Source organism: Thiohalobacter sp. COW1 (assembly GCF_016629505.1).
Classification (GTDB): domain Bacteria; phylum Pseudomonadota; class Gammaproteobacteria; order Thiohalobacterales; family Thiohalobacteraceae; genus Thiohalobacter; species Thiohalobacter thiocyanaticus_A.
In genome coordinates, this window is record NZ_AP024239.1 from 1516718 (window position 1) to 1542102 (window position 25385).

Sequence of the window (25385 nt, forward strand, 5' to 3'; positions counted from 1 at the left end):
GCAAGTCGATCTGAAAACTACTGTTGACCTTCTGATAAGAGCATATTCAGATTGTTGCTCAGGATCTGATCCATAACCCCCAAATCACAACCCCAGCACTCTGCAATAGCATCCACAGCCACATCCACTTCCCAAGGTAAAATTGTTCTTCCTCCTTGTTGTACAAACGGACCATCGGACTCTGTAAGCACACGTTCTTGTGGCATTCGCATCACTAAGTCCTTTCCGCGTTTGCTCCTGAGCATTGCAGGCCCAACACTAAACCAGCACCCTAAAGAAATAGCCCGATCCAGCTCACGCACTGTTCCTGTGAACCAGTGAAGTATCGGCGTACCCGACCCCGGGTACAGTTCCAATAGATCTAGTACCGGTGTACTTGCTCGTCGACTGTGAATCGACATAACCCTTCCACCGGCTTCATTGCACGCGTTAAGCACGTGTCGAAAGACATCGACCTGGTCTTGCCAATGAGCCTTGAACTCCGGCCCCCCATCCAATCCAACCTCGCCTACATAGGCGCTGCCAGGAAGTATGCGATCGAATAACGGCAACTCACCCTTTCTCTCGTGGGCAAGCTGAGGGTGGAGACCAAGCGCAGTTATCATCGTACCTCCGCCCAAAGCGGAGGTTCCATCCCACGCGCTAGGCGTCGTGGTCACTGACAGCACTCTGAGTTTTCGCTCACGACATTCCCGAGCAATCTCACGCGGATTGGGATACAGGTCGACGTGACAGTGAAAGTCGATCATCGAACGCCTGCCGCCGTTAGAAACTGACCGACTTCTTTGATGCCGCGAGTGAGTAAGTCTCTATATGGGCTGAGGTCACCCATGGCTAAGGCATTCAAATTGGTCGTCGCAAGCGCATCCAACCCTTCTGCATCGACAAGCGCTGCCGCCATCGCCGCACATCTCACATCATCATATCGGGCGTGTTGCGGATCATTTTTCGACAGATCGGCGTAGACATATTGTGTTTTGTCGGCTTCACCCCACGCATGAAATGCAGCACGTCTGATCAGACACGGAAGACATCGCCCGCAGTGTTGCCAGCCATTCCGGGCATAGCGCCCACAACTTGTCGTCTCTGCAGCGTGTTTCCTGAGAAATGCCTGATCCTTGCATTCACTGAGCATCTCGCCTTTCGTCTTGAATTGATATGGGTTGCGAACGGTGATGCGCAACTCAGCAACATCAAGCAATTCCTGAAATAGTCCTAGAAAAACCGGATGGGTCGTCCTTGTGCTAAGACTACCAAGCCGAGCAGGCGTAAGAGGCGGATTAATCGATATCAACCCATTCTCGCACATATACAGATCAACACGCTCACCATCCTTGTAGCGCTTTAGCGCGCTGGCTGCCAAAACGCCGTAGGCGAGGAATATGAATGAACGTGCACGTTGTGAACGATCGTTCTCACCCGGACATTTGACGTTATGGTTCAGTTGAAGATGATCAAGCCCAGCACCGATCTTGGCAGCAAACTCTGCTTGCGATTGCTTATCACCGGCCGCAACCTGGCTGACAGCAAAAGGGTTTTTGCCATCGGCAACGAGGTCGATAGCACCCACAAAGCTGTCTAGACCTCCCGAGAGCAAGGCAACACAATCACTATCCGGGAATTTCGGAACTTTCGGTGGTTTCGGGTAAAGCCCATAACCCGTGAATTCCAGTTCCCATACATCAGTTGTAAGGAACTTGAGCTGATCCTCGATGAGCAAGCGATGTGCAGTCCAGAAGTTCGGATCGCTCACTGCTACCTTAAGAGCGATCTGGCGGGTCCACCCGTCCGGACTATCACCACGCCGCTCAGCAGTATCAGCACAAATGACAGATAGCGCGAGCGACAGCAGATCCCATGCGCGAGGCACTGGGGATAGCTTCAAACGCTGAACGTGTTTGAGAAGTGACCCGCCGGCCGAGCCTTGAGAAGCATTCTCTGCAGAACCATACAGGATGCACCGCAAGTCATCTTTGCGCAGGCGCCCGAGCTTGGAATTGGAAGGACCACATAGAATCTTCATCTACAGATACCCCTCGAAAACCCCAATTGCCAGCCCGAGGGCATCACGGACCATAGCCGCGACCTTGCTGCCGCCCAGTGCTGCCGCACCGCCCGCCAACTTTCTGAATTCAGCCGCGACCGTTTGCGTGATGAAATCTCGCACCTCTTTAAGGCGGGAAAGAGCGCTCGTGGCACTCGGTGCTTTTTCCTGGATTGTCTTGCCAAGATCCAGATCAAACCGATTGAATACATCCCATGCGATAAAGCGCTCAACAGCGAGTATCCGCTGCTCCTCTGAAAGGTTGAGCAGGTCGGCGTCCGGGTACTGTGTGAGAAGCTCGGAAAGTGCTTTGCCGATCGCAGCACGACTGGCCTCACCATCCTGGGTACCGTCCACGGGTCGCACTGCTTCGACGACAGCACTCATGACTTCGTCGGCGCTACGACCTGCGAGAACAGCAGGATCCAGCTCGTTTCTCGCACCTGACGCTTGGCCGGCGGCAGCTGCTGATAACGCGCCAAACAGTGTTCCGGCGGTACGAGCTGTACCACCAAGTCGGCGCACAGCCGTGCCCCCACCACCCAGATCCTTATGGGCGTAGTGTCCCACGCCTTTTCGCATATCATCGGCCGAACCTGTACGGGCAAAGCTACCAAGCCGTGTACGCGCCCCACCAAAGCGTGCGGGCGGTGCTATGGGCACAGGCTGTGCGGAGGCTGGCGCTGTTTGATCAGGCGCATCGCCGCCATCCGGTGGAGTAGCACTATCATCTCCAGGCCCATCACCGGACGGTGGCACAGGATCCGGCACCCAAGGTGGCACCATAGGCGTGCCGGAAGGTGAGCCGGAGCTTGATGACGACGTGCCCATCATCCCTTCTCCACGGTTCCGATCGCCTTTTTAACTGGATCACTCACGTCAGCGTCCTTCCAGCGATCGAAAACACCAGCAGCCCATGGCTGGTCGCTGATCTTGGGCACGATACCGGGCTTTATCTGGCCAGTTGGGCGTTCGCTCAAGAAGCCTGCGACGCGGGTTCCCAGCGACGGATCGGCCTTGGCAACGGCGATACATGCGTCAAGAATTGCGGGTGTACCCCATTCCTGCTCTCGCCGCGCCTGTTCGAGTACACGGTCCATGATGACAGTGGTTTCTGGCCGTGGAAGTGCCGCAAGCCGATCATGGAGACTCGCAGCCATATCAGGACTCTTGAGAATGGCGGTGAGCAGTTCCGCACCTTCTGATGACAACCGATCCTCAGGTGTAATCAGGGGCGCATGCTCGCGGCTGACATAAAGGACTCCTCGCAAGTCAATATCAGCAAGCTGAGGCGTGATCGCAAGCCATTCGCGGATAAATGGATCATCCCAGAGCTGATCCAGCGCAAGCTCCTCGTTAGCCGTAGCCTTCTGCTCCCACCCAGCCAGAAAAACTGGCTTGCCGTCAGGGTCATTGTTCACAGCCGCAGTTAAGGCGTCATACGCCTTCGGGTTTCCACAGCGTTCAAAGAGCAGCATCTTGGCCAGGACTGCCTCATCGACACCAACATCATGCGCGCGCGAGATGGCCATCCTGATTGATAGCGCATTAAGGAACCGTTTGACGAGGCGAGGATTACCTGCGATCTGGCTGGCGCTCACCATGAGCGGCGCAAGGCGGTCGGCCGTGTCAAAGCACGCAATGATCTCGGCTGGCGCATCTTTGTAAACATCTGCATAAAGGCCCGGTCAACGCGTTCGCCACGCCAACTCTTCGCAAGCTGAGCGCAGACAGCCTCACGGATGCTTTCCTTAATCGCATCTTCAATATCAGCAGTCTCGACGAACAGAAGCATCATGTAGGCCCGTACTTCTTGTGTGCCGAGCGGCGGAACGCGGATGGGGATCTGTATGAGTTTGTCGAAATAATTAATGACCAAGTCATCATCAACATTTCCGAAATGCTGACGAACAGCATGCTTGATCATTGCATCGTCGGCAGCGATGACGAAAGCCGTATTATTCAGGAACAGAAACAGACGTATCGCTTCCAGCGTCGAAATGGTGGTAGGAGGCAGACAGCGGTCCAGGTCGTCGATGAGTACAACGAGTGTTACACCCATCTCTTTAAGCGTTTGCTCGAAACACTCCCGGATGGCGTGAATCTCACGCGGCGGTGAAAGTTCCGGTTTCGCCTTGATCAGCCCTCCAGCCGTTGTGAAGGCATTGGCTGCCAGTTCTTCAGCACCTTCTACATCGCCTTCCGTCAGATCCCCAGATAGCACCTTCTTTCCAAAGGTGACGGCCTCGCCGATCAGTCCAGTAGGTGGTAGTCCGAGAGCAAGCGCAAGTCCGGACCCAACCCCCAGCTTGGCGGCGCGAAGCCAGTTGACACGCTGCAGGAGTTCTTTTGCCTTGTCGACCCCATTTTTCCGTCTATCCGCCTCTTCATTCAGCGTAGTCGCTATGACTTCAAGCAACGCCGCGCGAGCATCATCGTAGCCTTGATAAAGCCAAGCATTGAACTCTACGTAGATGAACTGCTCAGGATCGTTCTGGTCCTTCTCGCCAAGTGCTGTACGTACAAGCTTGATCATCGAGGACTTCCCGGCGCCCCAGGAACCCGAAATACCGATCGAGGTCGGCCGCCCGGCCGCCTGCGTGATGATCTCAGCAACAGTATCGGCAACACCCGAGAAGTTCAGGAAGTCCTTTTCAGTTTCGTTATCAGCCCACATTTCCTAGCAATTCCTAATTGATCAGTCCGGTTCGTACGATTTCCCCACAACCGCACCCACGACACCGCCCACCACAGCCGCTGCCAATCGCAGTGGTGGCGGAACAAACAGAAATGCAAGCGCGCCTACGGCCCCACCAGCCCAAGCATTTCCATTCTTCCTTTTCTCGGACAACGGCGCTGTCCGGTACCCATTCGCACCACGAGCAGATGCTGTCGTGCTGTTGCCTTTGCTACGATTGCAGCTTATACACGCCGCATACAGATTATTTAGGTGGTCGGTCCCGCCCTTGGATCGCGGACGGGAATGCTCGATTCCATCTCTATTATCAATAAGCCTTTTTTGACTTTTATATTCAATGGCTTATTTTTCTGCTAATTGGCAATACCATGAAAAGCACCATGCTCAGAAAATCCTTCAAAATGCTAGAAGAAGTTGCCGATTGAACACTGCCACATAGCACCCTAGGTAACCTTCCGGGCTTTAACTTCCAGATGGATGTCCTGCTGCTCCTGAAGGTAATGGAGCACTTTATAAGCTGCCCGCATGCGTTCCTGCACGGCCTTCCGAACAAACTGTACCGCTATATTGTCACTCGCCTCGCCGAGTTGCCTGATCCGCTCGTTCACATCGCCAACCATATTCAACTTGGCCGCAACGTCCATCGCCCGATCATAGGCCTCCTCCACATCGATGCTGGTCACCTCGTAACCCCACCCCTCACTCAACCAGCGAAGAGCGGCTATTGCCGATCCGAGCGCAAATGCCGGTTCCGAGTCAAGGTAATCCCTGGCCGCCCGGGTCAGGGTTTTTGGGTCACAGGGACTCCGGTTGGCCAGTTCCAATGCCAGATCATAAAATCCGAGTTCCTTGGCCGTCGCAAACCACTTCCCTTCTTCGCCTGGAGTTGTGGCTATGAGGTCTGACAGGATCTGCAACTTATCTTTCATTGGATAGCGTTTTGCAACTGAACGAAACCGGGCGATGTAGGAATTCCCCACCGCAGCGCTCAACCCGTAGCGTCGGTAGGCCTCCTCACACAATCCCGATGAGATCAGGATCTCCTCGCAAGCCTGGTCGATCACGGAATCCGGCTGGTTCAGTCCCCGCGAGGCATCGGCATACTGGACCGACTCCGCCTTCCTGCCCATGGCCAGGAGTGCTTCGACGCCATAGCGACGATAATGCCAGGACGAATATCGCGGTAGCTCCAGCAAACCGAGCAGTTCCTTGTGGCGACCGGTCGTTAATAGACAGGACAGACACGCTGTCGCGCCGTGGAAATAGCCACCCGGATTCGGATCTGATCAACAGGAGCGTAACATGGGTGCCAACTCTTCCGCCCAGCGGCCGGCGACTTCCGGAGAGCCACATAGCTCTCCCCACCGGTCACCGACAGAGCTGAGGTAATCGACACCGTCATCCTCCATTGCCTGCCAGAGCCGGTCGAGCCAATTATTACGGGTCTTCTCATCTGCTGGGGCATTAACAACAATCGGTATCAGATCATCCAGGGTCTTGTTGACCGCTGACCCCAGCGCTCCACTGGAGCTATCCACGTGTTCCAGCGCTGGCCAGATCTTTTCCATCAGACGGACAGCACCCTCTGCGCCAATTAGGAGATCTTTCTTTGTGACCTTCTTGATTTCTGTGACAGCTTCGCGAAAACGCTGGCATGCCAGCCTTGATACCTTCCAGCTATAAGCGCCAGCCCGGAATCGTGAGAGGAATGTCCATTTGTGTTTACTAACGGCCATTACCCTCAAACTCAGGCAGCAATCGGCTTAGCCTTCTCGATCCGGGCCCGTCGTTTTGGTGTGTTGAGTGCTTTCCACACGTCGTTGCGTTGCTGCAGATTCAACCAAAAACCAGCTGAATTCCCAAATACAGTAGCCAGCATCAGTGCCGTGTCAGCCGTGATTGCACGGCGGTTGGTACATAACTCATTGACGGTTTTGCGGCTGACACCCATCGCTTCTGCAAGTTGCCCCTGAGTCAACGCCATGGGCACGAGAAACTCCTCAGTAATCATCTCACCGACACTGACGGGTTGCCGTTTTGTGATATTCATAGCCTGCCTCACCGATAATCGTGGTTATCCAGATAGATGTCCTGGGCCTCACCACGTTCGCCGGACCAGGTAAACACCAGCCGCCATTGCTTGTTAACGCGAATCGAATGTTTCCCGGCCAAATTTCCTCTCAACTTTTCAAAATGATTGCTCGGAGGCGACCGCAAGTCGAGATCACAGGTCGCATCATCGATTAACTGCAGCTTTCGGAACAGCCGGTCTTCGACCTCAGCGGGTATCTTCTTGCTGGTTTTATCTTCCAGATAATAATCCCTTAGCCAGCGGTCCCGAAAACTCTGAATCAATAGCAATCTCCTTCTTTATGGGAAACTGTAACGTACCCAGTTACTTTCTGCAAGTAATAGACGTTGAGAGTGTAGACACAGGCCTAGCGGGGTAGTTCGACCTTCTCCACGAGCATAATTACGAAAATAATTGCTTTTTCAGTAAGCTAGTAGTCCTTACGCTGCCAATAGTTTCAGAAAAACAGTACTGTTTTACTGAAGCACTGTGCTTGAATTGCCGGTTTCGGATTGCTCAAGAGCACCTATAAATCAAGCGCCCCAATACCATGCCAAGCTCAATTTTTCTCTCATGGTATCGATGTCTGCTGCCTTGCTACACGCAACAAACACCATGAAAAATGCCATTGATGATGCAGACTATATCGTTGATTAGATTTATTTAATTGTTATATTTCAATGTGTTAAAAATTCCAGTCACTCCCACTCTATGGTGGCCGGCGGCTTGCCGGAGATGTCGTAGGTCACGCGCGAGATGCGTGGTATCTCGTTGATGATGCGCCGCGAGACATGATCCAGGAATTCGTAGGGCAGATGCGCCCAGCGCGCGGTCATGAAGTCGATGGTCTCGACCGCGCGCAGCGCCACCACATAATCGTAGCGCCGGCCGTCGCCGGTCACGCCCACCGAACGCACCGGCAGGAACACGGCGAAGGCCTGGCTGACCTTGTCGTAGAGGTCGTGCTTGCGCAGCTCGTCGATGAAGATGAAATCGGCCAGGCGCAGAGTGTCGGCGTATTCCTTCTTCACCTCGCCGAGAATGCGTACCCCCAGACCCGGTCCGGGGAAGGGATGGCGGTAGACCATATCGAAGGGCAGGCCCAGTTCGGTGCCCAGCTTGCGCACCTCGTCCTTGAACAGATCGCGCAGGGGCTCGACCAGCTTGAGCTTCATCTTCTCCGGCAGGCCGCCCACGTTGTGGTGCGACTTGATCAGGTGGGCCTTGCCGGTCTTGGAACCGGCGGACTCGATCACATCAGGATAGATGGTACCCTGGGCCAGCCAGTTGGCATTGCTCAGCCTGCCGGCCTCCTCGTCGAAGACCTCGATAAACAGGTTGCCGATGATCTTGCGCTTCTGTTCCGGATCGTCAACGCCCTTGAGCGCCTTCAGGAAGCGCTCCTCGGCATCCACCCGGATCACCCGCACGCCCATATGTTCGGCGAAGGTGGCCATCACCTGGTCGCCCTCATGATGGCGCAGCAGGCCGTTGTCCACGAACACGCAGGTCAGCTGGTCGCCGATGGCCCGATGCAGCAGCGCGGCCACCACCGAGGAGTCGACCCCGCCGGACAGGCCCAGCAGCACCTCGTCCTCACCCACCTGGGCACGGATACTCTCGATGTGATCCTCGATGATGTTGCCCGGCGTCCACAGGGCGTCGCAGCCGCAGATCTCCAGCACGAACCGGCTGAGGATGCGTCCGCCCTGGCGGGTGTGCGTCACCTCGGGATGGAACTGCACCCCGTAGAAGCCGCGTTCGTCGTCGGCCATGCCGGCCATCGGCGCGCCGGCGGTGCTGGCCATGAGCTTGAAACCCGGCGGCATGTCGATGACACGGTCGCCGTGGCTCATCCACACATCCAGCAGACCATGGCCCTCGGGGCTGGTATGGTCCTCGATGTCCTTCAGCAGACGGGTGTGGCCGTGGGCCCGCACCTGGGCATAACCGTATTCGTGATGCTCGGCATTCTCCACCCTGCCGCCCATCTGGAAGGCCATGGCCTGCATGCCGTAGCAGATGCCCAGCACCGGCACGCCCAGTTCGAACACCTGCTGCGGCGCCCGCGGCGAGGTCTCGGCCGTGACCGTTTCCGGCCCGCCGGACAGGATCACGCCCCTGGGGCTGAAGATGCGGATGTCCTCGGCCGCCATGTCGTAGGGATGGATTTCGCAGTAGACGCCGATTTCGCGCACCCGGCGGGCTATCAGCTGAGTGTACTGCGAGCCGAAATCAAGAATGAGAATGCGGTGGGCGTGGATGTCTGTGGTCAAGGTTCTGGGCTCTGAATACTAGGGTTCTGGGAAGGGATCAGGTACGAAGGACGCTCCCCCTGGTCTCGTCATCCCCGCGAAAGCGGGGATCCAGGCCTTGTTTATCCTGCCAGGCACTGGATTCCCGCCTGCGCGGGAATGACGGGTAAAGTGAAATACTGTCTGTAAATGCCATGTGTGTCAGGCAGCCAGGGACAAGGGGCGGACAGGTTTTTTATTCAGCCCGGTCCGGCGACTTAAACACGATAATTCGGCGCTTCCTTGGTGATCTGCACGTCATGGACATGCGACTCCTTCATGCCGGCGCCGGTCACGCGCACGAACTGCGGCTTGGTGCGCATCTCGTCGACGGTGCGGCAGCCGGTGTAGCCCATGCTGGAGCGCAGCCCGCCCAGCAGCTGGTGAATCACCGGGTTGAGCGGACCCTTGTAGGGCACCCGGCCCTCGATGCCCTCCGGCACCAGCTTCTCGGCCTCGTTGCCCTCCTGGAAGTAGCGGTCGCTGGAGCCCTGCTGGCCGGACATGGCGCCGAGCGAGCCCATGCCGCGGTAGGACTTGTAGGAGCGGCCCTGGAACAGTTCGACCTCGCCCGGGGCCTCCTCGGTGCCGGCGAACATGCTGCCCACCATGATGGAATAGGCACCGGCGGCGATGGCCTTGGCCATGTCACCGGAATAACGGATGCCGCCGTCGGCGATCAATGGCACCCCGGAATCCTTCAGCGCGGCGGCGACATTGGCCACGGCGCTGATCTGGGGCACGCCCACGCCGGCCACGATGCGGGTGGTGCAGATCGAGCCCGGGCCGATGCCGACCTTGACCGCGTCGGCGCCGGCCGACTTCAGGGCCAGCGCGGCCTCGGCGGTGGCGATGTTGCCGCCGATGACCTGGACGTCGGGGAAGTTCTGCTTGACCCACTTCACCCGGTCCAGCACCCCCTGGGAATGGCCGTGGGCGGTGTCGACCACGATCACGTCCACCCCGGCGGCCACCAGGGCCTCGACCCGCTCATCGGTGCCGGCGCCGACACCGACCGCGGCCCCGACACGCAACCGACCCTGGTCATCCTTGCAGGCATTGGGCTTGTCGGAGGCCTTCTGGATGTCCTTGACCGTAACCAGGCCGCGCAGGCGGAAATTGTCGTCCACCACCAGCACCTTCTCGATGCGGTACTGGTGCAGGAGTTTCAGGATCTCGTCCTTCTCCGCGCCCTCCTTCACCGTGACCAGCTTGTCCTTGGGCGTCATGATGCTGGAGACGGGGGCATCGAAGCGGGTCTCGAAACGCACGTCGCGGTTGGTGACGATGCCGACCAGATCCTCGCCGTCGACCACCGGCACACCCGAGATGCGGTGCGCCCGGGTCAGTTCCAGCACATCGCGAATCGTGGCATTGGGGCTGATGGTGATCGGGTCCTTGATCACGCCACTCTCGAATTTCTTGACCAGCCTGACCTCGGCGGCCTGCTGCTCGGCGTTCATGCTCTTGTGCACGATGCCGATGCCGCCCTCCTGGGCCAGCGCGATGGCCAGCCGGCCCTCGGTGACCGTGTCCATGGCTGCAGAGAGCAGCGGGATGTTCATGCGGATGTCGCGCGTCAGCTGGGTGGAGAGATCCACGTCGCGCGGCAGCACATCGGAATGGTCGGGCAGCAGGAGGACGTCGTCGAAGGTCAGGGCTTCTTCAAGGATGCGTATCATGGAGGGGGTCCGTGCCATAGTCAGCTCATCAAGGGCGCAATTATAGGTTTTGCGCCACGGCCGGTAAACCGCAATCACGCTTTTGCCGGCCCGACCGGGCAGGAACAGTCCCTTGTTTCGCGGTGTGTTTTCCCCTGCCCGGCTGCGGTATGATCGATCCATGCAGCGCCCTGACCTTCCACCCCCGTCCCCTGCCCTGCCCGGGGACGAACGCGACGTCTTCACCGTCTCCCGGCTCAACGCCGAGGCCCGCGACCTGCTGGAGAGCCGTTTCCCGCTGATCTGGGTCGAGGGGGAGCTGTCCAACCTGGCCCGGCCCGGCTCCGGGCACTGGTACTTCAGCCTCAAGGATGCCCGCGCCCAGGTCGGCTGTGCCATGTTCCGCGGCCGCAACCGCAATGTGCGGTTCCAGCCGCAGGAAGGCATGCAGGTGCTGGTCCGCGCCAGCGTCTCCCTGTACGAGGCCCGCGGCAACTACCAGCTGATCGTCGAGCACATGGAGGAGGCCGGGGCCGGCGCCCTGCGCCGGGCCTTCGAGCAGCTGCGCGACAAGCTGGACGCCGAGGGCCTGTTCGCCGAGGCGCACAAGCAGCCGCTGCCCGCCCTGCCCCGGCGCATCGGCGTGATCACCTCCCCCACCGGGGCGGCCATCCGCGATATCCTCAGCGTGCTGGGCCGGCGCTTTCCCGCCATCCCGGTGCTGGTCTATCCGGTCCCGGTCCAGGGCGAGGGGGCGGGCGCGAAGATCGCCGAGACGATCGCCCTGGCGGATGCCCGCCGGGACTGCGACGTCCTGATCCTGGCCCGCGGCGGCGGCTCGCTGGAGGACCTGTGGGCCTTCAACGAGGAGGGCGTCGCCCGCGCCATCCATGCCTGCCGGCTGCCGGTGGTGACGGGTATTGGCCACGAGATCGATTTCACCATCGCCGATTTCGTCGCCGACCGGCGCGCCCCCACCCCCTCGGTGGCGGCCGAAATGGTCAGTCCCAGCCAGGACGACTGGCGGCTGCGCCTGCGCGACCGGGAACAGAAACTGACCCGGCGGATCACGCAACAACTCGAACGCCGCCGCGAACGCCTGGCCTGGCTGGAGCAGCGGCTGCAGCGCCAGCACCCGGGCCAGCGGCTGACCCAGTGGAGCCAGCGCCTGGACGAACTGGAAGGCCGCCTGCAGCGCAGCCAGCAGGTCCGGCTGCGCCACGCCCGCAGCCGGCTGAGTGAACTGGCCGCCCGCCTGCATCGCCACAACCCGGTGCCGAGGCTGGAGGCGGCCCGCCAGCGTCAGACCGGACTGGCCCATCGTCTGCACCTGGCCATGCGCCATCAACTGCAGCGCGAGCGCGAGCGCCTGACCGGCCTGATGCGCCAGCTCGACACCGTCAGTCCGCTGGCCACGCTGGAGCGCGGCTATGCCATCGTGCGCCTGGGGGCGGATGGCCGTATCCTGAGATCGGTGGAAGGCCTGCAGACCGGTGATATCATCGACGTGCGACTGGCGCGCGGGCGGCTGACCACAGAGGTCAAAACCGTCCACGGAGATGAAGATGCATGAATTCCATGTGCGGATCAGGTCGGCACCGTATGATCCGACAGGATCGCGGATGTTGGGCTAGCCTGAAAGGCGTAACCCGACACCCTCGCTGTGCGCAGCGCTGATCTGCGCTACCGTGCATGACAAACCCTTGGATACATTGTTCAGATGATGCGCATATTTCTCTTGTTGTTCAGCCTGCTGTTCAGCCAGGCCCTGGTCGCTGCCCAGCTGCCGAAGGCCGATCCGGTCCCCGGCGGGATGGCGGTCATTCCCCTGCCCGAGTTGACGCAGCCGCCGCGGGTGACCTTCAACGGCAACCGCACCCTGACCGTCCGGCACGACAATCGCTGGCACGCCCTGGTCGGGCTGCCGCTCGGCCTGGAACCGGGTGAGCACCGGATACAGGTGGCAGACGCCAGCGGCGAGCTGCCCATCGCCTTCACGGTCCAGCCCAAGGAATACGAGGCCCAGTACATCACGCTCAAGAACAAGCGCCAGGTCAACCCCAACCCGGATGATCTCAAACGCATCCGCAGCGAAACCCCGCGCATCCGCTCGGCACTGCGGACATTCAATTTCGCCGAGGATGTCCAACTCGATTTCATCTGGCCGGTCGACGGCGAATTGAGCAGCCCCTTCGGCCTGCGCCGCTTCTTCAACCAGCAACCGCGCAAGCCCCACAGCGGCCTGGACATCGCCGCGCCCGAGGGCACGCCCATCCGCGCACCCGCCTCCGGCGAGGTCATCGAAGTCGGTGATTTCTTCTTCAACGGCAACAGCGTGTTCATCGATCACGGCCAGGGGCTGGTGACCATGTACTGCCACCTGCACCGCATCGACGTGAAGGCCGGCGACCGTATTGCCCAGGGCGATATCATCGGCACGGTCGGCAGGACCGGCCGGGTCACCGGTCCGCATCTGCACTGGGGCGTCAGCCTGAACGACGCCCGTATCGATCCGCTGCTGTTCCTCCCCACCCCCACCCCCACCCCCTGAGCAGCGCGTCACGGTTCCCGCAGCTGATTGCCGCTGTAACTTTCCGCCAGGGGAATTCTTGACTAGACTGCTGAAGTAAGTATCCGCAAGGCGCAGCATTCATTCAGCGTCCCGCAGAGGGAGCGGTATCATGTCCAGCAGTCTGTTCCGCACACCGCCGGGTTCCGCAGCCAGTCCTGAAGCGGCGGAACTGCGCTCCATCATCGACAATCTCACCGATGCCTATTACCGGACCGACATCGACGGCCGCATCCTGCTCGCCTCGCGCTCGGTGGAGGCCCTGAGCGGCTACCGGCTCGAAGAAATCATCGGCCGCAACATAACCGAGTTCTATCTGGATCCGGCTGCACGAACGGCATTTCTCCAGGCATTGGCCGACAACGGCGGCCAGGTCCAGGGCTACGAGGCCGGCCTGCGCAGGAAGGACAGCACCGAACTGTGGGTAGCGACCAGTGCCCATTTTATCTATGACGACACGGGCAAGGTCGCCGGAATCGAAGGGACGGTACGCGACATTACCGAACGCCACCAGGTCGAGGCAGCGCTGCGCGAGAGCCAGCAGCGCTACAAGGCCCTGTTCGACAACGCCACAGACAGCATCCTGTTGACCCGGGACGACCATTTCATCGACTGCAACCCGAAAACGCTGGAGGTCTTCGGCTGCACCCGGGAACAGGTCATCGGGTGCGACCCGGCCCGCTTCTCACCCGAATTCCAGCCCGACGGCGGCCGCTCCGAAGAGATCTCCCGGGAACGAATGGCTGCGGCCCTGGCCGGGACGACCCAGCGCTTTGAATGGCAGCACCAGCGCCTCGACGGCAGCCTGTTCGACGCCGAGGTCACGCTGAACCGTGTCGATATCGAGGGACAACCGCACCTGATCGGCATGGTGCATGACATCACCCGGCGCAAGCAGATCGAACGCGACCTCCAGCTCAGCCGCCGCAACCTGGCCGAGGCCCAGCGCATCGCCCATGTCGGCAGCTGGGAGTGCGATATCGCCACCGAGCAGATGAACTGGTCCGACGAGATGTTCCGCATCCACGGCCTGAAACCCGGCAGCCGCGCACCCGGGTATGCTTTGCTGGCCGAACTCATCCATCCCGAGGACTGGCCGGGCGTGGAGGAGGCGATCAATGCCGCCGTCCGTGGTGAATCGCACCTCGACAGCGAATATCGCATCCAGCGTCCCAGCGGTGAAGTCCGCTACGTGTATGCGCGCGGCGAACTTGTCCGCGACCTGCAGGGGCAGCCGGCACAGATGGTGGGCACCATGCAGGACGTCACCGAACACATCCACTCCCTGGCCGCACTGAGATCCAGTGAAGAGCGCTTCCGCGATCTGGCCGAGAACATCAACGAGGTATTCTGGCTGGTGTCACCGGACTGGCTGCAGGTCCACTACATCAGTCCGGCCTACGCAGCGGTCTGGGGCGCGAGCACGGATTCACTCTATGCCAGTCCCATGTCCTGGGCGGACAGGATTCACGGCGACGACCGGGACAGCATCAGGGCCTTCATGGACAGTATCGATCTGGATCAGGAGGAAATCGGCTTCCCCGAGTTCCGCATCATACGTCCAGACGGCGGGATACGCTGGATCTCGACCCGGGCCTATCCGGTGCGGGATCAGGAGGGACGGCCGGTGCGTGTGGCCGGCATCGCCGAGGACATCACCGAACGCCGGCAGGCCGAGGAGCAGCTGCGTCAGTCTGCGGTGGCCTTCGACAATACCGCCGAAGGCATCCTGATCCTGGATACCGAACGCCGCATCCTGGCTGCCAACCGCGCCTTCACCGAACTGACCGGCTACAGCGAGGACGGCATCCGCCTGCAGACCCCGGAACAGCTGGGGCCGGCACTGGATACGGCGCCCGGCAACGGCGTCGACTGGCAGGCAGTCAAACAGGCGCGGCGCTGGCAGGGCGAGGCATTGCTGCGCCGCGCCAACGGCGAACTCTTTCCCGCCTGGCTGACGGTCAGCATGGTGCTCGACAGCAACAACCAGCCAGCCAACTACGTCTACATCTTCTCCGATATCACGACCATCAAGCGCTCGCAGGAAAAGCTGGATCACCTGGCCCATCACGACCCGCTCACGGATCTGCCGAACCGGCTGCTGCTCAGCGCACGCCTGGAACATGCCATCCAGCATGCCCGGCGCGAGCACCATCAGATCGGGGTGCTGTTCATCGACCTGGACCGGTTCAAGAACATCAACGACAGCCTGGGCCACAGCATGGGCGACGAAATCCTGATGGAATCGGCCCGCCGGCTCAGGGGCCTGCTGCGTGACGAGGACACCGTGGCCCGACTGGGCGGCGACGAGTTCATCGTCATCCTCGACCAGGTCCGTCACAGCCAGGACGTGATCGCACTGGCCGGCCGGATCATGGAACTGTTTCGCCAGCCCTTCGTCTCCGGCATGCATACCCTGCACGTGACCGCCAGCATCGGCATCAGCATCTATCCCGAGGACGGCCGCGACACCGATACCCTGATCAAGAATGCAGACGCCGCCATGTACCGCGCCAAGGGGCAGGGCCGGGACAACTTCCAGTTCTACACCCAGGAACTGACCAATACCGCATTCGAGCGCATCCTGCTCGAAACCAGCCTGCGGCGGGCCCTGGACGAGGAGGACCTGGTGCTGCACTACCAGCCACAGATCTCGCTGATCGACGGCCGCATCATCGGTGCCGAGGCCCTGATCCGCTGGAACCATCCGGACATGGGCCTGATTCCGCCCAATCGCTTCATCCCGCTGGCGGAGGAATCCGGGTTGATCGTACCCATCGGCAACTGGGTGCTGGAAGCCGCCTGCGAGCAGGCGCGTTACTGGCAGGACATCGGTCTGCCGCTGGAGAAGATCGCGGTGAACATTTCCGGGGTCCAGATACTGCGCAGCAATATCCTCGAAGCGGTCAAGCGGGCACTGAACTACTCACGGCTGGACGCACAGAGCCTGGAACTGGAAATCACCGAAAGCACCCTGATGCACGAGGGTGGTCAGGCGATTGCTTCGCTGGAATCACTGCGCACCATCGGCGTGGAACTCGCCATCGACGATTTCGGCACCGGCTATTCCTCGCTGAGCTACCTCAAGCGCCTGCCCATCGACCGGCTCAAGATCGACCGCGCCTTCATTCACGAGGCCGCCGTGGACAACAATGATGCAGCCATCATCCGCGCCATCATCGCCATGGGCCACAGCCTGCAGCTGAAGATCGTGGCCGAAGGCGTGGAAACCGAGCAGCAGAGCCGGTTCCTGCAGGAGTTGGGTTGCGACGTGGCCCAGGGTTATTACTACGGACGGCCGGTGCCGGCGGACGAGTTCGCCCGGCTGTTCAGTCCGTCGACTGACGACAGGCGAGAAGAATCGTAGGTCGGGTTAGCCCGTAGGGCGTAACCCGACGCGGGCCGTTCCCTGTCGGGTTACGCTGCGCTAACCCGACCTACGGACTTTGCGTCCTCTGCGTTCCCGGCGCCACACATTCCCATCACCGCCACACGCCGCGCGGCGCGGCATGGGTCTCCAGCACCTTCACGTAATTGGCGCGCTCGTAGGCGGCCGGATCGATGGCATTGCGGTAGCTGACGCAGCCGCGCATCTGGCGGATGGAGTCGTATTCATTTTCCTCCATCCAGTCGAGCATACCCTGACGGATCCGCTCCAGTTCCTCCGGGCCCTGTTGCAGCAGCACACTGCACAGCTGCACCACGTCGGCACCGGCCATGATGGCCTTGAGGCTGTCGGCGGCGGTATGAAAACCGCCGCTCACCGCCAGGGAGAGGCGCGTGCGGCCATGCAGGATCGCTGCCCAGTGCATGCGCAACAGCGCTTCGTGCGGCGAGGACAGTGTCAGGCTGGGCACCACTTCGCGGGTCTCCAGATCGATGTCCGGCTGGTAGAAGCGGTTGAACAGGACCACGCCGGCCGCGCCCGCCGCCTCCAGACTGCCGACCAGATGGCCGACCGAACTGAACTGGGAAGAGAGCTTCATCGCCACCGGCAGGGATACCTGTTCGCGCACCGCGTGCAGCATCCCCACGTAGCGGCTTTCCACCTCGGCGGCCGACTGGCTGATATCGGCGGCGACGTAATAGACATTCAACTCCAGGGCATCGGCGCCAGCCTCCTGCATCAAGCGGGCATAGCGCACCCAGCCATCATCGCTCACGCCGTTGAGGCTGGCGATCACGGGGATATCGAGCATCTGCTTGAGCCGGGTCAGCTGCTCCAGGTAGGCATCAACCTCGTTGATATAGCTGTCCGGCTGGGGCAGGAAGCTCTCGGCCTCGCCGAAACCGATCGCCTGTTCGTGCAGAAAGCGTGCGGTGGCCTCCTCGGCGTGCTGCACCTCCTCCTCGAACAGCGAATACATGACCAGCGCACCGGCGCCGGCATCCTCCAGCCGGCGGGCGCTGTCCAGGTCCCGCGACAGGGGCGAGGCCGAGGGCACCAGCGGGCTTGCGAGTTCCAGACCCAGGTAATCCGTGCTCAGGTCCACCATCTCAACCCTCCTCCCCGGTATCATCGTCCTGCTGGAAATCCGGCGACTCGGGCTCCTCCCAGGAGATTCCGGCCAGCTGCTTGTAGTGATGATAGCGCGCCAGCGCCTCTTCCTGTGACTGTTTGAGGAAGGCCTCGGCCGCCTCCGGATGGGTGCGCCAGAGCATGTTGAAGCGGGTCTCGGATTCAACGTACTTGCGGTATGGAATGCTCGGCTCGCCGGAATCCAGATGCAGCGGATTCCTGCCTTCGGCGACCTTCCTGGGGTCGTAGCGGAACAGGATCCAGTGGCCGCTGTCCACCGCCAGCTGCTGCTGGCGGTGATTGTGCGACAGGTCCACACCGTGGGCGATGCAGGGCGAATAGGCGATGATCAGTGAGGGCCCCGGGTGGGCCTCGGCCTCGAGGAAGGCGCGCAGGGTGTGCACGTCCTTGGCGCCGTAGGCCACATGGGCCACATAGACATTGTCGTAGGCCATGGCCAGCATGCCCAGATCCTTCTTCACCGCCGGCTTGCCGCCGGCGGAGAACTTGGCCACCGCGCCGCGCGGCGTGGCCTTGGAGGTCTGGCCGCCGGTGTTGGAGTAGACCTCGGTATCCAGCACCAGGATATTCACGTCGCGCCCGGCCGCCAGCACATGGTCCAGGCCGCCGTAGCCGATGTCGTAGGCCCAGCCGTCGCCGCCGATGATCCAGACACTCTTCTTCACCAGGTTCTCGACCACCCGTTCCAACTCGCGGGCGCGCGGATCATCGATCAGGTCCAGCTGGCGACGCAGCCGCGCCACCCGCTCGCGCTGCTCATGGATGCCCGCCTCGTCCGACTGGTCGGCAGCGACAATGGCCGCGACCAACTCCGTATCCAGCGCCTCGCCCAGGGCGTGCAGCAGATCCAGGGCATGCTCGCGCTGCTGGTCGATGGCCACCCGCATGCCGTAGCCGAACTCGGCATTGTCCTCGAACAGGGAATTGGACCAGGCCGGTCCGCGGCCCTCGCCGTTGGCCGCCCAAGGGGTGGTCGGCAGATTGCCGCCGTAGATGGAGGAGCAACCGGTGGCGTTGGCCACCAGCATGCGGTCGCCGAACAGCTGGCTGGCCAGCTTGATGTAGGGCGTCTCGCCGCAGCCCACGCAGGCGCCGGAAAACTCGAACAGGGGCTGGAACAGCATCGAGCCCTTCAGGGTGCCGACCTTGACCTCACGCCGGTCATATTCGGGCAGGCCGAGGAAGAATTCCCAGTTGGCCTTCTCCGGCGCGCGCAGATCGTCGATGGGCGCCATGTTCAGCGCCTTGCGGCTGGCATTGGACTTGTCACGGATGGGGCAGATATCCACGCACAGACCGCAGCCGGTGCAGTCCTCGGGCGCGACCTGGTAGGCGATATGATACCCCTGCGGATAGTCCTTGCCCTTGACCGGCATGGACTTGAAGCCGGACGGCGCATCCTTGAGGTATTCCTCCGGAAACAGCTTGCTGCGGATCACGCCGTGCGGACACACCAGGGGGCACTTGCCGCACTGGGTACACAGGTCCGTCTCCCATACCGGTATCTCCAGGGCCAGATTGCGTTTCTCATAGGCCGCCGTGCCCAGGGGGAAGGTGCCGTCACTGGGCATGAAGCTGACCGGTACCTCGTCGCCCTTGCCGGCGATCAGCCTGGCGGTGAACCGCTGCACAAAATCAGGCGCCGACTCCGCCACCGTGGCCGGACGCTCGAAGTCGCTGCTGACCGTCTCCGGCACCGTCACCTCGTGCAGATTCTCCAACGCCATGTCGATGGCGCGGAAGTTGAATTCGACAATGCGCGAGCCTTTTTTGCCATAGGTCTTCTCCACCGCCTCTTTGATGGCGGCAATGGCCGCGTCGCGTTCCAGCACGCCGGAGATGGCGAAGAAGCAGGTCTGCATGACGGTGTTGATGCGCGTACCCATGCCGGCCTCCTGCGCCACCCGGTAGGCATCGATGCAGTGGAAGCGGACCCGCTTGTCGATCATCTGCTGCTGCAGCCGGCGCGGCAGGCTGTCCCAGACCCGCTCCGGCAGCTCCGGACTGTTGAGCAGAAACACCGCACCCTCGGCGGCCTTATCCAGCAGGTCGTAGCGTTCCACAAACACCGGCTGATGACAGGCCACGAACTGCGCGGCACCGTCGTCGATCAGGTAGCTGGAACGGATCGGCTGCGGACCGAAGCGCAGGTGCGAAACCGTGACCGCGCCGGATTTCTTGGAGTCGTAGACGAAATAGCCCTGGGCATGGAGATCCGTCGACTCGCCGATGATCTTGATGGAGTTCTTGTTGGCACTGACGGTGCCGTCCGAGCCCAGGCCATAGAAGACCGCCTGCACCGCATCCCGGTGGGCATCGGTGCGATAGCCCGGATCCCAGTCCAGCGAGGTATGGCTGACATCATCATGGATGCCGATGGTGAACAGGTGCTTCGGTTCGGGTTTATCGAGTTCGTCGAACACCGCCCGGACCATACCAGGCGTGAACTCCTTGGATGACAGGCCGAAGCGGCCGCCGATCACCCGCGGCAGGGCAGTGAATCTTCCGCCACCGCTGCACTGATGCCGGGCCAGCGCGGTGATCACGTCCTTGTACAGCGGTTCGCCGTCGGCGCCGGGTTCCTTGGTGCGGTCGAGCACGGCGATGGCCTTCACCGTCGGCGGCAGGGCGGCAATGAGCGCCGCGGGATCGAATGGCCGGTACAGCCGCACCCGCAGCACGCCGACCTTTTCGCCCTGAGGTTCGAGATACTCCACCGTCTCCGCTACCGTCTCGGCACCCGACCCCATCAGCACGATCACCCGTTCGGCATCCGCCGCGCCTGCGTAGTCATAGAGGCGATACTGCCGGCCGGTCAGTTCGGCAAAGCGGTCCATGCACGCCTGCACGATACCGGGAAAGGCATCATAGTAGGGGTTGACCGTCTCCCGGCCCTGAAAATACACATCCGGGTTCTGCGAACTCCCGCGCAGCACCGGGTGCTCCGGCGACAGGGCGCGGGCGCGCTGGGCAGCCACGGCCTCGCTGTCGATCAGATCGCGGATAACAGCCTCGTCGACGACCGCGATCTTGGCCACTTCGTGCGAAGTGCGGAAACCGTCGAAGAAATGCAGTACCGGGATGCGGCCCTTGAGCGTGGCGGCATGGGCGATCAGCGCCAGATCATGCGCCTCCTGTACCGAGGCCGAGGCCAGCAGGGCAAAGCCGGTGCTGCGCGCGGCCATCACGTCGCTGTGATCGCCGAAGATGGACAGGGCCTGCACGGCCAGCGAACGCGCGGCAATGTGGAACACCGCCGGGCTCAGTTCGCCGGCGATCTTGTACATGTTGGGCAGCATCAGCAGCAGCCCCTGGGAGGCGGTGAAGGTGCTGGCCAGGGAGCCGGCCTGCAGCGCACCGTGAATGGCGCCGGCCGCCCCACCCTCGCTCTGCATCTCGACGATGCTGGGAATACTGCCCCAGATGTTGGTTTTACCCGCGGCCGACCAGGCGTCGGCCAGTTCGCCCATGGGTGAAGCCGGGGTGATGGGGTAGATGGCGCAGACATCGCTGACGGCATGGGCGATGCGGGTGGCCGCCTCGTTGCCGTCGACGGTCAGCATGGTGGGAGCCGGCATGTGTATTCCCCCTGGATATGACACCTTGTGCACAGCATAGTGTCAGCGGTCGGCAGCCGCCACAGCCGATGCGGCGCCGCTTGACCGATATCAATCGCCGGACGAATGCATCACCGGATCGTGCGTGCGCTCGAGTTGGTGAAGCAATGCCGGCCAGGCATTATCCAGCAGCTGCGGCTGGGCGCGGGACGTGGGATGGATGCCATCGGCCTGCATCAGCCCGGGCTCCAGCGCCACACCGTCCAGCAGAAAGGGCACGCCGGTCACGCCGGGACGCGCACCCAGTTCGACAAAGATGCGTTCGAAGGCCACGGTATATACCGGCCCGTAATTGGGTGGCAGCTTCATGCCCAGCAGCACCACCCGGGCGTTCTCCTGCCGGGACAGCGCGATCATCCGGGCGAGGTTGTCACGCGTCTCCCGCATGGCCAGGCCGCGCAGACCGTCGTTGCCGCCCAGTTCGAGAATCACCACATCCGGCGCATGGGTTTGCAGCAGTTCGGGCAACCGGGCCAGACCGCCGGCCGTGGTCTCGCCGCTGATGCTGGCATTGACGACGCGGTGCGGATACCCTTCCAGTTGCAAGCGCTGTTGCAGCAGATGTACCCACCCCTGCTCCAGTTCCATGCCATAGGCGGCACTGATGCTGTCGCCCAGCACCAGTATGCGCGGCGCTTCCGCCCGCGCCGCAGCGGCTGCGATCAGCAGCATGCACAGCAGCAATTTCAGGAGACGCATGAAGGCACAGGCAAGCGAAGAATTCACGGCGACCATCCGGGCTGAAGGACTGGACAAGGAAGTGACGACCCCCAAGGGGACGCTGTCCATCCTGTCGGATATCACACTGCAGATCAACCGCGGCGAGACAGCGGCCGTGGTCGGCGCCTCCGGCTCCGGCAAGTCCACCCTGCTCGGCCTGCTGGCCGGGCTGGATCTGCCCAGCCGCGGCCACGTCTGGCTCGATGGTGCGGAACTCACGGCCCTGGACGAGGATGGACGCGCACGCCACCGTGCCGGCCGGGTGGGCTTCGTGTTCCAGTCCTTTCACCTGCTCGATGCCATGAGCGCGCTGGAGAATGTCATGGTGCCGCTGGAACTGCTGCAGGTTCCGGATGCCGGGGCCCGCGCCGCCGACTGGCTCACCCGGGTCGGCCTGCAGGATCGGCTGGATCATACCCCGGCCCAGCTCTCGGGCGGTGAACAGCAGCGCGTGGCCATAGCCCGCGCCTTTGCGATCCAGCCCGGCATCCTGTTCGCCGACGAGCCGACCGGCAATCTGGACAGCCGCACCGGCGCCCAGGTCGCGGAACTGCTGTTCGAACTGAATGCCTCCCACGGCACCACCCTGGTGCTGGTCACCCATGATCCGGCCCTGGCCGGGCGCTGTCAGCGGCGGCTCACGCTGGACGCGGGACGGCTGGTCTGATGCGCCCCGGCCTGGTGTCCCTGGCCTGGCGCTGGCTGCGACGGGAGCGCCGTCACGGCGAGTTGCGCCTGATCCTGGTCGCCACCCTGCTGGCCGCCGCCGTGGCGGCCCTGACCGGGCGCTTCACCGGCCACATCAACGACCGGCTGCTGGCCCAGGGGGTGGAACTGCTCGGCGCCGATCTGATCCTGGACACGCCCGCGCCGCCACCCGCCCCCTGGCTGGAACAGGCCCGCACCCTGGGGCTGCAGGTCAGCCCCGGGGTCGAATTCGCCAGTGTCGTGGTACATGGCGAGCAGGTTCAGCTGGCCAGCATCAAGGCCGCCGCCGCCAACTATCCCCTGCGCGGGCGGATCGAGATCGCCGACACGGTGCGCGGCGAGCCCCGTCCCGCACCCGGCATGCCCGCCACCGATGAGGTCTGGGTCGAGGCGCGCCTGTTCGATCTGCTGGACCTGGCCATCGGCGATCGCATCCAGCTGGGACAGCAACAGTTCACCATCGGCGCCGCGCTGGCCTTCGAGCCCAGCCGCGGCGGCAGCTTCTTCAACCTGTCGCCGCACATCCTGATGCACCGCGACGCCCTGCCGGCGACCGGCCTGATCCAGCCCGGCAGCCGGGCTACCTATCGCACCGGGTTTGCCGGCGGGTTGAATGCACTCGACGCCTTCAGGGCCTGGCTGGAGCCGCAGCTGCGTGACAGCCACAAGCTGGTCGATCTGCACAGCGGCCGGCCGGCCATGGGCCGGGCGCTGGGGCGGATCGAGCAATACCTGCATCTGGGCAGTGCCAGCGCCCTGCTGCTGGCCGGCATCGCCATCGCGGTAGCCGCCCGGCGGCATGCCGACCGTCATATCACCAGCAGCGCCCTGCTACGCACCTACGGCGTGGACGGGCGGCGCATTGTTCTGTTATTCCTGTTGCAGCTGCTCATGCTCGGCCTGATCGCCAGTCCCGCCGGCGCCCTGCTCGGCTGGTTCGGCGGTCAGGGCCTGGTCACCCTGCTCGATCCCGACACGCCCGCGCCGCCGCTGTCGCTGCTGGACCCGGCCCTGCCGATCGCCGCGCTGACCGGCCTGGTCACTCTGCTGGGCTTCGGTCTGGCGCCGATCCTGGCCATTCGCACCGTTCCGGCCCTGCTGGTACTGCGGCGGCTGCCCACGCCGATGTCCGCCTCCCGCTGGCTGGCCTATGTCAGTGCCGGCACCGCCCTGCTGCTGCTGATGTGGTATCAGACCGGTTCACTGGTCCTGGTGCTGCGTTTCGCCCTGGGCGCACTGGCACTGGTGGTGGTCGCCGCGGTCCTGTTCCAGCTGCTGCTGGGGCTGGTCCGACGCCTTGACACGCGCCGACTGTGGTGGCGTTTCGGCGTCGCCAATCTGTGGCGCCGGCGTCGCTTCGCCACCGCCCAGGGCATCGCCTTCGGTCTCATCTTCATGTGCTTCGCCCTGCTCATTGCCGTGCGCCAGGAACTGTTCGCCACGTGGGAGGCGCAATTGCCGCCAGGCACTCCCAATCACTTCGCCATCAACATCCAGCCGCCGCAGGCCGAACCCTTCGCCGCCGCACTCCGGCGCCTGGACATCGACTATGACGCCATCTATCCATTGGTACGCGGCCGCCTGATCGAGCTCAATGGCGCACCCATCCGTCAGGCGGTGAGCAAGGAGACCGACGACCACAATGCGCTGCGCCGCGAGCTGAACCTGACCTGGAGCGAGACCGTCCCCTACGGCAACGAGGTGCTGAGCGGGCACTGGTGGGAAGGCACGCCGCAGCGCAGGGATGTGATTTCGGTGGAATCGCAGCTGGCCGAACAGCTCGGCATCGAAATCGGCGACCGGCTCGGCTTTCTCATCGGCGGCGACACCTTCGAGGCCGAGGTGATCAACCTGCGCAGCGTGGAGTGGGAATCCTTCCGGCCGAATTTCTACATCATCTTCCCGCCCGGCATGCTGGAAGACTATCCCGCCACCTGGATGACCAGCTTCCATCTGCCCGACGAACGGCGCCGGCTGCTGCCGGAACTGCTGCGCGAATTCCCCTCCGTCACCCTGCTCGACGTGGATTATGTGCTGAACGAAGTGCGGCGCCTGTTCGACCAGGGCAGCCGCGCCATCACCGCCATCCTGGTGCTGATCCTGGCCAGCGGCGCAGCACTGCTGGTGGCCACCGTCATCGCCAGCGCCGGCCAGCGGCTGCAGCAGAACGCCCTGCTCCGCGCGCTGGGCACCGACAGCCGCACCCTGCGTCAGGCACAGTTCGCGGAATTCCTGGCACTGGGGTTTCTCGCCGGCCTGCTGGCCTGGCTGGGCACCGAACTGGCCCGCTATGGCCTGTTCAGCCGGGTGTTCGAACTGCCCTACCAGCCCAGCCTGACCCTGCTCGCCGGTGTTCTGGCCGTGACCATGCTCACCCTGGGGCTCACCGGGGTCTGGGCCACCCGCAGGATTCTCACCCGCTCGCCCATGCTGCTGCTGCGCGAAAACCCCGACTAAAAAGAA

18 protein-coding genes and 1 pseudogene are annotated in these 25385 nt (G+C 62.3%); 5 read left to right on the forward strand and 14 right to left on the reverse strand.

Translation table 11 applies throughout. The features are described 5' to 3' along the window. Positions 1-17: 17 nt before the first annotated feature. The 11 genes and pseudogenes from qatD to guaB all read right to left on the reverse strand — a co-directional run bounded on the left by qatD (position 18) and on the right by guaB (position 10786). Positions 18-749 (reverse strand): Qat anti-phage system TatD family nuclease QatD, encoded by a 732-nt coding sequence (qatD, locus tag COW1_RS07100; RefSeq protein WP_201345870.1) that lies wholly within the window; start codon positions 747-749, stop codon positions 18-20. Next, on the reverse strand, positions 746-2023 hold the full coding sequence (gene qatC / locus COW1_RS07105; RefSeq protein ID WP_201345871.1) for a Qat anti-phage system QueC-like protein QatC: 1278 nt from the start codon (positions 2021-2023) through the stop codon (positions 746-748). The genes qatD and qatC overlap by 4 nt, the downstream gene beginning before the upstream one ends. Beyond that, positions 2024-2878, reverse strand: coding sequence for a Qat anti-phage system associated protein QatB (qatB, locus tag COW1_RS17180; RefSeq protein ID WP_370590893.1), 855 nt, complete (start codon positions 2876-2878; stop codon positions 2024-2026). Continuing rightward, a pseudogene (locus tag COW1_RS17240) lies at positions 2875-4721 on the reverse strand (P-loop NTPase fold protein). The gene qatB and the pseudogene COW1_RS17240 overlap by 4 nt, the downstream one beginning before the upstream one ends. 21 nt (positions 4722-4742) lie before the next feature. Further along, on the reverse strand, positions 4743-5081 hold the full coding sequence (locus COW1_RS17245; RefSeq protein WP_201346054.1) for an HNH endonuclease: 339 nt from the start codon (positions 5079-5081) through the stop codon (positions 4743-4745). A 104-nt stretch (positions 5082-5185) separates the two neighbouring features. Next, positions 5186-5938 carry a hypothetical protein gene (locus COW1_RS07130; protein ID WP_201345875.1) on the reverse strand — a complete coding sequence of 251 codons (753 nt, stop codon included), beginning with the start codon at positions 5936-5938 and terminating at the stop codon, positions 5186-5188. A gap of 90 nt (positions 5939-6028) precedes the next feature. Beyond that, the gene (locus tag COW1_RS07135) at positions 6029-6310 is read right to left on the reverse strand and encodes a hypothetical protein (protein ID WP_201345876.1); all 282 of its coding nucleotides are present in this window, start codon (positions 6308-6310) and stop codon (positions 6029-6031) included. A 179-nt stretch (positions 6311-6489) separates the two neighbouring features. Beyond that, entirely contained in the window at positions 6490-6792 is a 303-nt protein-coding gene (locus COW1_RS07140) for a HigA family addiction module antitoxin (RefSeq protein ID WP_201345877.1), read from the reverse strand. An 8-nt stretch (positions 6793-6800) separates the two neighbouring features. Next, the gene (locus tag COW1_RS07145; protein ID WP_242466513.1) at positions 6801-7097 is read right to left on the reverse strand and encodes a type II toxin-antitoxin system RelE/ParE family toxin; all 297 of its coding nucleotides are present in this window, start codon (positions 7095-7097) and stop codon (positions 6801-6803) included. A gap of 414 nt (positions 7098-7511) precedes the next feature. Continuing rightward, positions 7512-9089 carry a glutamine-hydrolyzing GMP synthase gene (gene guaA / locus COW1_RS07150; RefSeq protein ID WP_096365761.1) on the reverse strand — a complete coding sequence of 526 codons (1578 nt, stop codon included), beginning with the start codon at positions 9087-9089 and terminating at the stop codon, positions 7512-7514. 236 nt (positions 9090-9325) lie between these two features. Continuing rightward, positions 9326-10786, reverse strand: coding sequence for an IMP dehydrogenase (gene guaB / locus COW1_RS07155; protein WP_096367519.1), 1461 nt, complete (start codon positions 10784-10786; stop codon positions 9326-9328). Between the two features lie 163 nt (positions 10787-10949). Between guaB and xseA the strand changes: the two genes are divergently transcribed. The 3 genes from xseA to COW1_RS07170 all read left to right on the forward strand — a co-directional run bounded on the left by xseA (position 10950) and on the right by COW1_RS07170 (position 16704). Further along, positions 10950-12341 carry an exodeoxyribonuclease VII large subunit gene (gene xseA, locus COW1_RS07160; RefSeq protein WP_096365759.1) on the forward strand — a complete coding sequence of 464 codons (1392 nt, stop codon included), beginning with the start codon at positions 10950-10952 and terminating at the stop codon, positions 12339-12341. A 147-nt stretch (positions 12342-12488) separates the two neighbouring features. Next, a complete protein-coding gene (locus COW1_RS07165; protein ID WP_096365757.1) occupies positions 12489-13319 on the forward strand; it encodes a peptidoglycan DD-metalloendopeptidase family protein in 831 nt (276 codons plus the stop codon). A 130-nt stretch (positions 13320-13449) separates the two neighbouring features. Then, positions 13450-16704: a PAS domain S-box protein gene (locus COW1_RS07170; RefSeq protein ID WP_201345878.1), complete on the forward strand. Its 3255-nt coding sequence runs from the start codon at positions 13450-13452 to the stop codon at positions 16702-16704. Positions 16705-16819: 115 nt separating this feature from the next. On the opposite strand, the gene COW1_RS07175 is transcribed toward COW1_RS07170, so the two are convergent. From COW1_RS07175 to COW1_RS07185, 3 genes are all read right to left on the reverse strand, one after another. Then, positions 16820-17833 (reverse strand): dihydroorotate dehydrogenase-like protein, encoded by a 1014-nt coding sequence (locus COW1_RS07175; RefSeq protein WP_370590894.1) that lies wholly within the window; start codon positions 17831-17833, stop codon positions 16820-16822. Between the two features lies 1 nt (position 17834). Then, on the reverse strand, positions 17835-21455 hold the full coding sequence (nifJ, locus tag COW1_RS07180; RefSeq protein ID WP_201345879.1) for a pyruvate:ferredoxin (flavodoxin) oxidoreductase: 3621 nt from the start codon (positions 21453-21455) through the stop codon (positions 17835-17837). 90 nt (positions 21456-21545) lie between these two features. Then, entirely contained in the window at positions 21546-22193 is a 648-nt protein-coding gene (locus COW1_RS07185) for an arylesterase (RefSeq protein WP_201345880.1), read from the reverse strand. On the opposite strand from COW1_RS07185, the gene COW1_RS07190 reads away from it, so the two are divergent. Both COW1_RS07190 and COW1_RS07195 read left to right on the forward strand, forming a co-directional pair. Next, positions 22192-22881 (forward strand): ABC transporter ATP-binding protein, encoded by a 690-nt coding sequence (locus COW1_RS07190; protein WP_201345881.1) that lies wholly within the window; start codon positions 22192-22194, stop codon positions 22879-22881. The two genes, COW1_RS07185 and COW1_RS07190, sit on opposite strands and share 2 nt — an antisense overlap. Continuing rightward, positions 22881-25379, forward strand: a complete 2499-nt coding sequence (locus COW1_RS07195; protein WP_201345882.1) for an ABC transporter permease — start codon at positions 22881-22883, stop codon at positions 25377-25379. The genes COW1_RS07190 and COW1_RS07195 overlap by 1 nt, the downstream gene beginning before the upstream one ends. Positions 25380-25385: the final 6 nt, after the last annotated feature.